The organism is Kamptonema sp. UHCC 0994 (genome assembly GCF_029167235.1).
GTDB lineage: Bacteria > Cyanobacteriota > Cyanobacteriia > Cyanobacteriales > Microcoleaceae > Kamptonema.
This window is the reverse complement of sequence record NZ_JARFTR010000208.1, coordinates 26479-38013: the sequence shown is the minus strand read 5'-3', so window position 1 is coordinate 38013 and position 11535 is coordinate 26479. Positions and strand designations below refer to the sequence as shown.

Genomic DNA, 11535 nt, shown 5'->3' with positions numbered 1-11535 from the left:
TAGGGAAAATTAACGGGTTTATTCTGCCTTGATAGGTAAAGTGATGATAAATTCAGTTCCTTCTTCTAGTATCGAGTTAACGTGGATGGAACCGCTATGTTTTTCTGTAACGATTTGTTGAGCGATCGCCAGTCCTAATCCCGTGCCTTTACCCACTGCTTTAGTCGTAAATAAATGGTCAAAGATTTTTTGTTTGACTGATTCATTCATTCCCTTGCCATTATCAGCAATGGTAATTTTTACGACCTTATCTTCTACTGAAGTTGTAATTGTAATTCTGTTGGAATTTGCTTTAGCCTCAGCAAAACTCCGCCCAATGTTTGATTCTTCTAAGGCATCGATCGCATTGGCAAGAATGTTCATAAACACCTGGTTAAGCTGTCCGGGAAAGCATTCGAGTTCAGGAATATTCCCGTAGTCTTTCACTACTTCAATGGCGGGTCGCTCATCGTTAGCTTTCAATCGATATTTGAGGATTAAGATCGTGCTGTCGATGCCCTCATGGATATTAAAAGGCACTTTGTAATCTTTGTCAGCTCTGGAAAACGTGCGGAGGCTAGTGCTGATATCTTGAATGCGATCGCACCCTAATTGCATCGAGTCAATGATTTTGGGCAAGTCTTCGATCATATAGTCTAAATCGATATCTTCGGCATGGTCGTCAATATTGACAGCAGGTGCTTGAGTACGATACAAATCTAGATGTGTGGTTAAGTCTTGAAACGTGCGTTTAGCTTCATCCAAATTGCCGGAAATAAAGCCAACGGGGTTATTAATTTCATGAGCAACGCCAGCAACTAAGTTACCCAATGCTGACATCTTTTCGCTTTGAATCATTTGCAATTGGGTTTGCTGCAAGTTTTGTAAGGCTTGTTCTAGCTGTTGGGAATAGGTTTGTGACTGCTCATAAAGTCGAGCATTTTCCAAAGAAATCGCGGCTTGAGCGCAAAGTAAGTTGAGTAATTCCACGCGATCGCTCGTAAACGCCCCCGTTGCTAAATTATTCTCTAGATACAAAATTCCCATCAACTTTCCTTGATGCAAAATTGGGCTACACAAGATACTTTTCGGTTGCTGACGCATGATATACGGGTCATGGGCTAAAGTAAGATCGGCACTGGCATCAATCAGCACAATAGTCTGCTGGTTATGCTTGACTTTGTAAATTAGCTTTAAGGGAATATCTTGGCTATCCTCAACGGCAAGGCTCTGCAATACAGTTGGCTCCGTTCCTAGCGTAATTGACCCTTTAATTAGTAAGCGATCGTCTCGCAAGAGCATTAACACACACTTATCTGCTCCCGCATTTTCAACAACAATAGAAAGCAACGATGAAAGCAGTTTTTCCAGTTCAATTTCACCTGAGATAGTTTGAGAAGCTTTAAGAATGGCAGCTAAATCTAAAGCTACAGAGATACTGCTACTACTGGATGTGACGTAACTGGTAGAGGTGACACTCCCCAATGTGAACAGAGTTTCGTGAGGGGAGAGGGGAGAACGAATTTGTTGAAGGATGGGAGCAAGCAATTGGGGATAGCGTTGTTCTAAGTCGGCGACTTTGGCTTTAGCTCCCCAACGAATGTAGCAGTAGTAGGCTTCTTGCATATAGATTTGGGCAATTTTTTCTTTACCCCAGTTGAGATAAAATTTCGCGGCTAGTTCATTGGCAAGGGCTTCCTCCTGGAGATATTCGTTGGCTTTGGCTCCAGCAATTGCCAAGTCGTATAACTCAATTGCTTCTGCTTTTTGTCCTAAAACTCGGCATTTTTCTGCCTTGATTAAGTCAAATTTATGTTGGTGATTCATGGGGGCATGATGCGCCCATTCAGTAATATTCGTTTGATGAATTTCCATCAAGGCCAGAGTGTCTGCTTGCTCAATTTCTGACTCCATAGAGCATAGTGCCAGGTAGGTTAACCCAGCATAGAAATGAAAAACAGGAATTTGAATCATTCCTGTTGCTGCCATCAAATAGCGGTTAGCTTGGGTAAGGTAGTCTAGGGCATTGGTGTAGTTGCCAAAAATATAGGCAAGCATCAGTTTATAGATATAAACAACAGCAAGAACAGTGAGTTCGTTATTTTGATACTGCTTGGGAAACATAACTGTTTCATCGTAGGCAGTACCGATTAATAAATCCGGTTGCTTGACAATTTCCGTCAAGTTCTGCACCGTCTGTTGTGTTGCCTTTAGGTAAGCCAGAGGAGAATCTTGCTTCAGAGTTGCTAAGACAGCACAGTAATTTTCTATTTCTAGTGCCCAATCGTCCAGAGCCACTCCACCGAATAGATGATCGTAAAAACAAATAGCGATACTGTAGCCAGCATCGAGGAAATCACCTGTTTCCATCCCCGCTAGATAGCTATCTTTGAGCGTTAGTATTACTGACCTTAGTGTTTCTTGACGATGCTGGAGAAAAGCGCCAAAAAAAAGTAAAGCTGAGGACTTAAATTCCTGTACATTCAACTCATTGACTAAGCTCAGTGCTAGTCGCCCAAAGTCATAACCTGTTTTTACTTCTCCTAAAAAAGAAGACAACACCATGCCGTAACCTACATATCCGATTGTTGATGCAGGCGCATTTCCAAATTGGAGAGATAGACTCACCATTGTGGAGCAATACAGAGGTAGCAAGGCAGGACACGCTGCAAAAATCGCTGAAAACAACATGGCTAATAGTTGCATCGCTGCAATTGTCTCTGAGTCGCTCATCGCAGGGAGGTTAATCAGTTCTGAAATCTGTTTGCCCTGAAGGCGATCGCCAAGGGTTTGTAGTGCTTTTCCTGTCAATGCTTCATCAGGTTCAGATGAGAACTCAACCCCCAATTCTACAAGCGCATTTTTGCCGACAGATATTGCTTCTAACATCTGACTCTGGGCTGTCAGTGCGCTGATTTGGATCTGATAAATTTTCACTCGGTCTAGTATGGTTTGAGCCGAGCGCAACACCAGTGCTGCCATCTGTTCCATTTCCTCAAAATTACCATTCAAATAGGCAACTTCAGTCGATGCAACATACAGATTCAGAGTCAATTCATACTGATGTTGCCAACTGTTATTTGTCAGTAACTCAATCCCTCTTTCTAGATAGATTTTTGCTGCTGCGTAGGCTGTAGAACCTCTAGCTTTCCGTCCGGCTTTTAAGTTGAGTTGTAGCAGTTCTTCTCGTTCTCTTGGTTGAGTAATTAACTCAATGCCTCGATTTAAATGCCCGACAATATCAAATAGTTTTTCCTCTTGCTCTAACTCAGAGAAATTTTGTTGAAGTAACCTGCCAATTTTGAGATGAGTTGCTGTTTTCTGTTCATCGGGAATCAGCGAATAGGCGGCTTGTTGGACGCGATCGTGCAAAAATTTGTATGTCACCGTCTGAGAATTTTCTTGAGTAAGTGCTTGACTTTCTTGCCAGACATAAAACTTATAAACATCACTAATCGGTAAAATCAACCCTTCTTGTAGCGCTTTCCACAAATCCGCAGCCGTTTCGATTTCCGATCGTTCCGAAACAATTGCCAAAGTTGCTAAATCAAACTGGTTGCCAATACAAGCAGCTAACTGCAATATCTTTTGAGTTGAGAGAGGCATTTTACCTAATTGCAATGCCATAAAAGCAACAACATCATCTGTAACAGCAAGCTGATTCACTTGTGCAATATCACATTGCCAACCCCCCGTAGCTTCCCCTTGGTAAGGGGAGGTTGGGGGGGTGAATTGAATCAGTCCATCTTGATGCAATGCTTTGAGAAATTGCGTAGCAAAAAACGGATTTCCTTTGGTTTTCTGAAAGACCAATTGAGAAAGAGGTAATGCCAAACTTTCTGGACATTTAAGTGTGTCAGCAACTAACTGATTCACTTTGATTTGACTCAGGGGTGTTAAAGTAATCGTATTAATCGTGAAGAGTGTTTTTTGCATCTCGCTCAAAGTCAACATCAATGGATGTCCTAGATTGACTTCATTATCGCGGTACGCACCAATTAATAAAAGATGACCTGTATCAGCTATTAAAAGCTGCATTAACTTCAGCGATGCTGAATCTGCCCATTGCAAATCATCAAGGAACATCACTAAGGGATGTTCTAAGCTGGTAAAGACTTGGGTAAATTTTTGGAATAATAAATTAAATCTATTTTGGGCCGCACTTCCTGATAATTCTGGTGTTGGTGGTTGTTGACCAATAATTCTTTCTAGTTCGGGGATGACTTCAATAATTACTTGACCATTTTCTCCAACTGCTGATAATATTTGGTTTTTCCATTGGTGGATTTGTGGATCGCTTTCGGTTAACAATTGTCCCATTAAATCTCGGAACGCTTGCACAAAAGCACTGAAGGGAATATTCCGTTGAAATTGGTCAAATTTGCCTTTGATAAAATAACCGCGTTGCCTGACAATAGGTTTATGAACTTCGTTGACAACGGCTGTTTTTCCAATCCCCGAAAAACCAGCGACTAGCATCATTTCTACCCCCCTATGTCCCCCCTTAGCAAGGGGGGATTCAGGGGGGTTGGCGACTCTTTCAAATGCTTGCAATAGAGTTGATACCTCGGCTTCTCGTCCATAGAGTTTGTCGGGGATGAGGAAGCGATCGCATACATCCCTCTGTGCAATTTCAAAGCTCTTAATTGAACCCGTAACTTGTAACTGAGTTAAACAATTTTCTAAATCAAACTTTATGCCCAACGCACTCTGATATCTTTCTTCGGCATTTTTTGCCATCAGTTTTGTGACTATTTTTGATAGTACAAAGGGAATTTTATCAGTGATTTCATGTACTAAAGGCGAGGCTTTTGCAATATGAGAATGTACTAACTCCATTGGGTCATTGGATTCAAAAGGCAATTTTCCTGTCAGTAATTCGTAGAAAGTGACACCTAAAGAATAAAAATCAGTCCGATAGTCAATCCCCCGATTCATTCTGCCTGTTTGTTCTGGGGAAATATAAGCTAGTGTTCCTTCTAAGACATTGGGATTGATTAGTATTTGGGTTTCTCGCGGTAACAAGGAAGCAATGCTGAAGTCGATTAATTTGACTTTTTTGGTTTCAGGATTAATTAATATATTGCTGGGTTTAATGTCTTTGTGAATGATGCGCTCGCGATACAATATATCTAAGGTATTGCACAGTGCGATCGCGACTTCTAAAAATTCTCTCAATGAGAATGCGTTTTTCCCTTTGACTGCCCATTCCTGAATAGAAATCCCGCCAAAGTCTTCCATTACCAGCGCATAGCCATTTTCATAGGGTTCCAGACTATAGGTTTGGACGATCAAAGGTGAATTAAGGTTTTTGGCAATAGTGTATTGATTGCGAAACTGCACCAGTTCGCTAAAGGTGGGATAGTCGTTTTTCAGCAGTTTGATGACCACAGGTAATTGGTCTGAAGTACGGATTGCCCGATATACTAAGGTGCGACTTCCTGAATAAACTGTTTGGATAATTTGATAGTTGGGAATTTGAACATTTGTCGGAGAGTTGGTGTTTTGATGAGAGTTATTCATGTTCATTGTTGTTTGAGGATTGGTGGGTGAGTAATTGGTGAAATGAGTCTGAAGAAGAGTGAAAAGTTAACTTTTTTTAGGCCTGAGTGGGTAAGGTGATGATAAATTCAGTTCCTTTTCCTAGTATAGAGTTAACGTGAATGGAACCGCTATGTTTTTCTACGACGATTTGACGCGCTATAGCCAGTCCTAATCCCGTGCCTTTACCCACTGCTTTAGTCGTAAATAAATGGTCAAATATTTTTTGTTTGACTGATTCATTCATCCCGCGACCATTATCAGCAATACTAATTTTTACCTGGCGATCTACTAAGAATGTTTGAAGGGTAATGCAGTTGGGATTAGCCTTTATTTCGGCAAAACTGCGATTTGTATTTGATTCTTCCAGTGCATCTATCGCATTAGCAAGAGTATTCATAAACACTTGGTTAAGCTGTCCTGGAAAACAATTAATCGCCGGAATATTGCCGTAGTCTTTCACTACTTCAATAGCGGGTCGCTCATCGTTGGCTTTCAATCGATATTTGAGGATTAAGATCGTGCTGTCGATGCCCTCATGGATATTAAAAGGCACTTTGTAATCTTTGTCAGCTCTGGAAAAGGTGCGGAGACTCGTGCTGATATCTTTGATGCGATCGCACCCTAATTGCATCGAGTCAATCATTTTGGGCAGGTCTGCGATAATATAGTCTAAATCGATATCTTCGGCATGGTCGGCAACCTCTGTTTCCGGGGCGCGATCGCGATAGAGATTGAGATGCTCCACTAAGTCTTGAACTGTGGATTTGGCTTCATTCAAATTACCAGTTAGGAAGCCAACGGGGTTATTAATTTCATGAGCCACGCCAGCAACTAAGTTACCCAAAGCCGACATCTTTTCGCTTTGAATCATTTGCAATTGGGTTTGTTGCAAGTCATGTAAAGCTTGCTCTAATTCTTGGGATTTTTGGATAATGCCGGCTTCAGCACGTTTGCGATCGCTAATATCCAAAAACAATCCATCCCAAACCATAGACCCATCGGCAAATCTTTGGATTTGAGATTCCCCATGAATCCACTTGATAATTCCTGATGGGGTGATGATTCGCCCTTCCCAGTGCCAGGAAGATTCGGTTTGAATGGTGTGAGTTTGGGACTGTAGAAAACTTGCGATGTCATCTGGATGCACCATATTGTTGAAAAACTGCCAATTCGACATGGCTTGCTCCGGGGTAATTTCGAGCAAGCTGTAACAATCGGCACTGATGTAGCTCAACGATATAACCCCATCGGCACTCATGCGATATTGATAAACTACCCCAGGCACATTGTCTACCAGGTTATGGAAGCGAGAGTTACTCGCACTCAAGTTTTCGAGCGATCGCTCTAACTGTTGGGAATAAGTTTGTGACTGCTCATAAAGTCGGGCATTTTCCAAAGAAATTGCGGCTTGAGCGCAGAGTAAATTCAGCAGTTCGACGCGATCGCTTGTGAAAGCACCTTTTGCTAAAGTATTTTCTAAATATAAAATGCCCAACAACTTCCCTTGATGCAAGATGGGACTGCACAAGATACTTTTAGGCTGCTGACGAATAATATACGGATCGTTGGCTAAAGTCGGATCGGCTGTTGCGTCCATTAGCACAACAGTCTGCTGGTTGTGCTTGACTTTGTAAATCAGCTTGTGAGGAATATCCTGACTCTCCTCAACCGGAATCCGCTGCAACACGACTGGCTCCGCCCCAACAGTCATTGACCCCTTAACCAGCAAGCGATCGTCTCGCAAGAGCATTAACACACACTTATCTGCTCCCGCATTTTCAACAACAATAGAAAGCAACGATGAAAGCAGTTTGGACAGTTCGATTTCACTGGAGAGAGTTTGGGAAGCTTTGAGAATTGTAGCTAAATCTAAAGCTACAGAGACACTACTACTACTGGAAGTGGCTCCACTGGTGGATGTAACAGTTCCCAAGGTGAAGATAGTTTCGTGAGGGGAGAGGGGAGAACGAGTTTGTTGGAGAATGGGAGCAAGCAGTTCCCGATAGCGTGTTTCCAAGTCGGCGACTTTGGCTTTAGCACCCCAATGAGCATAGCCATAGTAGGCGTTCGTCATGTATTCCTGGGCAATCCGTACTTTACCCCACTCTAGGTAAAATTTCGCCGCCAGTTCATTAGCTAGTGCTTCTTCGTTGAGGAATTGATTTTCTTTAGCGAGGGAGATGGCGCGATCGTACAAATCTACTGCGCCTGCTTTGTTGCCCAAAACCCGTTGCCGTTCAGCCTCAACTAAATACCATTTATGCAAATAATTCATCGGGGCATTTTGCGCCCATTGATGCAGAATAGTTTGATGGGTTCCAGCTTGGGCAAGCATTTCGGCTTGCTCTGGTTGTGGCTGAGTGGGAAAGAGTACCAAGTACGTAAGTGCGGCATAAAAATGGAAAACGGGAACCACAAACATTCCCGATATCGCCATCAAATACAGCTTGACTTGGGTGATGTAGTCGAGGGCAGCTTGATAATTGCCCCATGAGTAGGCAAGCAGCAGTTTGTAGATGTAGGCAAGCGCGATCGGTATGAGATCGTTATCCTGCTGGTGCTTGGGCAGCATCACCGTTTCATCGTAGGCATTACCAATTAAGCAATCTGGTTGGTTGACCGTTTCTCTCAAATGCTTTATCGTTTGCCCAGTTATGCCCAAATAAATATGCGCCGAATCTTGTTTCATTTGAGCCAGAGCAGCACTGTAAACGGCGAATTCGGAGACCAAAGTGTCTAGGTCTACACCTGCCAAAAGCGCAATAGTCATGCAAGCTGTCATGCTGTAGCCAGCAAAGAGAAAATCGCCTGTTTCCATACCTGCCGTGTAGCTATCTTTGAGCACCGGTATCGTTGCCAAGAGCGATTCTTGATGATGTTGAATGAGAGACCCAAACAGGTTTAGAGTGTTAGACTTCATGGACTGAGCATTCAACCTCTCCAGCAACGAGAGCGCTAATCTACCAAACTTGTAGCCTGCTTCGACTTCGCCCAAAAAGGTACACAGCACCATTCCATGAATCACATATCCTACTGTCGAGACGGGGGCATTGCCAAATTGGAGCGACAACCGCACCATCGTTGCGCCCAAGAGGGGCAGTAAACCTGGCATTCCCTGGATCACTGGTGTAGACAACGCTCCTAACAGTTGCATCGCGGCTTGAGTAGTGCGATCGCTCATCATCGGTAGGTCAATCAGCCCTGCAATCTCTCTGTCCTGGAGTTGGCGATTAATGTCTTGTAAGGCTTTGCCAATCTTGGTTTCGTCTACTTCCGTCGGGAGTTCTACCCCCAATTGCGCTAGAACCTCTCTTCCCACTGCGATCGCCCCTAACATTAGGCTTCTAGCCGTTAGTGCCGCAATTTGAATTTCGTAGATTTTCACCTTGTCGAAAATTGTCTGAGCTGATTGCAACACCACTGCTGCCATCTCTTCCATGCCGTCGAGGTCAGCATTCAAATAAGCAGCTTCAGCGGAGGCAACATAGAGTTTTAGGGTCAATTCATACTGGCTTTGCCAACAATTTATCTCTAGTAGCCCAATGCTCGTTTGCAGATAAACTATTGCCGCAGCATAAGCTGTAGAATTTCTGGCTTTCTGTCCTGCTTTTAAGTTAAGTTGAGCTAAGGCTTCTCGTTGTTGCGGTTGGGTTATTAGCTCAATTCCTTGGTTTAAATGCCCAACAAGATCAAACAGTTTTTCTTCTTGCTCTAGCTTGGATAATTTTTGTTCAAGTAACCTGCCAATTTTGAGATGAGTTGCTGTTTTCTGTTTATCGGGAATCAGGGAATAAGCCGCTTGTTGTACTCGGTCATGTAAAAATCTATACTTGGCTATTTGTTTAGCAGTATTTTCATTTGACACTACCAATCTCTCATTTTCTTCTCCCTGATAAAACTTATAAACATCGCTGAGTGGCAAAATCAACCCTTCTTGTAATGCTTTCCATAAATCTGCCGAGGTTTCAATTTCTGATTTTTCTGAAACAATTGCCAAAGTTGCTAAATCAAACTGATTGCCAATACAAGCTGCTAACTGCAATATCTGTTGAGTTGAGGTTGGTAATTTTCGCAATTGAAAACCCATAAATGCCACAACGTCATCTGTAACTGCTTGCTGATTCACTTGTGCAATGTCACATTGCCATCCCCCTGTAGCCCCCCCTTGGTAAGGGGGGGTTGGGGGCGTGAATTGAATCAGTCGATCTTGATGTAATGCTTTGAGAAACTGGGTAGCGAAAAACGGATTTCCTTGAGTTTTTTGAGAAATTAATTGAGAAAGAGGTAATGCTAAATTTTCTGGACATTTCAGTGTGTCAGCAACTAATTGATTTACTTTGACTTGACTCAATGGCGCTAAAGTAATCGTATTAATCGTTGCTTGGTTTTTTTGAATCTCACTCAAAGTCAACATCAATGGATGTGCCGGGTTGACTTCATTATCACGGTAGGCACCAATTAACAAAAGATGACCTGTATCAGCTATTAATAGCTCCATTAACTTCAGCGATGCTGAATCTACCCATTGCAAATCATCTAAGAACATTACTAAGGGATGTTCTGCACTGGTAAAGACTTGGGTGAATTTTTGAAACAATAAATTAAATCTATTTTGTGCAGCACTTCCTGATAATTCTGTAGCAGGTTGTTGTTGACCAATAATTATTGATAATTCGGGGATGACTTCAATAATTACCTGTCCATTTTCTCCCACCGCTGATAATATTTGGCTTTTCCATTGCTCTAGTTGGAGATCGCTTTCGGTTAACAATTGTCCAATCAAATCTCGAAATGCTTGCACAAAACCAGAGAAGGGAATATTTCGTTGAAATTGGTCGTATTTGCCTTTGATAAAATAACCGCGTTGTCTGACAATTGGTTTATGAACTTCATTGACAACGGCTGTTTTTCCAATCCCCGAAAAACCAGCGACTAGCATCATTTCTGTGGCTCCTTGACTGACTCGCTCAAAGGCTTGGAGTAGAGTTTCTACCTCGGCTTCTCGTCCATAGAGTTTGTCGGGGATGAGGAAGCGATCGCATACATCCCTCTGTGCAATCTCAAAGCTCTCAATCGAACCCGTAACTTGTAACTGAGTTAAACAATTTTCTAAATCATATTTCAGTCCCAAAGCACTTTGATATCTGGATTCGGCATTCTTTGCCATCAATTTGTTGACAATATCTGAGAGTACAGACGGAATTTGTGGGTTAATTTCCTGTACTAAGGGTGCTGCTTTGGCAATATGACCATGTACTAACTCCATCAGGTCATGTGATTGAAATGGTAATTTCCCTGTCAGTAATTCGTAGAAGGTGACACCTAAAGAATAAAAGTCAGTACGATAGTCAATCCCACGATTCATCCGTCCAGTTTGTTCGGGAGAAATATAACTTAATGTCCCTTCCAGCCCATTGGGATTGATGAGGGTTTGGGTTTCTCGTGGTAGCAAAGAGGCAATACTGAAGTCAATTAATTTGACTTGTTTCGTTTCAGGATTAATTAAAATATTGGCAGGTTTGATGTCTTTATGAATAATTCGCTCGTGATAGAGTAGATATAAGGTGTTGCACAGTGCGATCGCGATTGTTAAAAACTCCTGTACTGATTGTAGATTTCCCTTCATTGCCCATTCTTTCAGAGAAATCCCCCCAAAGTCTTCCATGACTAAGGCATAGCCATTTTGATAGGGTTCCAGGCTGTAGGTTTGGACGATCGAAGGTGAGTTGAGATTTTTAGCAATGGTGTATTGATTGCGAAACTGCACCAGTTCGCTAAAGGTGGGATAGTCGTTTTTCAGCAGTTTGATGACAACTGGTAATTGGTCTGAAGTACGGATTGCCCGATATACTAAGGTGCGACTTCCTGAATAAACTGTTTGGATAATTTGATAGTTGGGAATTTGAACATTTGTCGGAGAGTTGGTGTTTTGATGAGAGTTATTCATGTTCATTGTTGTTTGAGGATTGGTGGGTGAGTAATTGGTGAAATGAGTCTGAAGAAGAGTGAAAA

The 11535-nt window shown here is 42.3% G+C and carries 2 protein-coding genes; both read right to left on the bottom strand.

What is annotated here, in order from left to right; translation table 11 throughout:
• Positions 1–18: 18 nt before the first annotated feature.
• Complete coding sequence (locus PY364_RS18985; protein ID WP_275524834.1) at positions 19–5508, bottom strand: ATP-binding sensor histidine kinase; 5490 nt, start codon at positions 5506–5508, stop codon at positions 19–21.
• 70 nt (positions 5509–5578) lie between these two features.
• Positions 5579–11476 carry an AAA family ATPase gene (locus PY364_RS18980; protein ID WP_275524832.1) on the bottom strand — a complete coding sequence of 1966 codons (5898 nt, stop codon included), beginning with the start codon at positions 11474–11476 and terminating at the stop codon, positions 5579–5581.
• Positions 11477–11535: the final 59 nt, after the last annotated feature.

Bases quoted from the DNA above. Each gene is read 5' to 3' on its own strand.
- PY364_RS18985 (WP_275524834.1), bottom strand. From the start codon at position 5,508: ATGAACATGAATAACTCTCATCAAAACACCAACTCTCCGACAAATGTT.
- PY364_RS18980 (WP_275524832.1), bottom strand. From the start codon at position 11,476: ATGAACATGAATAACTCTCATCAAAACACCAACTCTCCGACAAATGTT.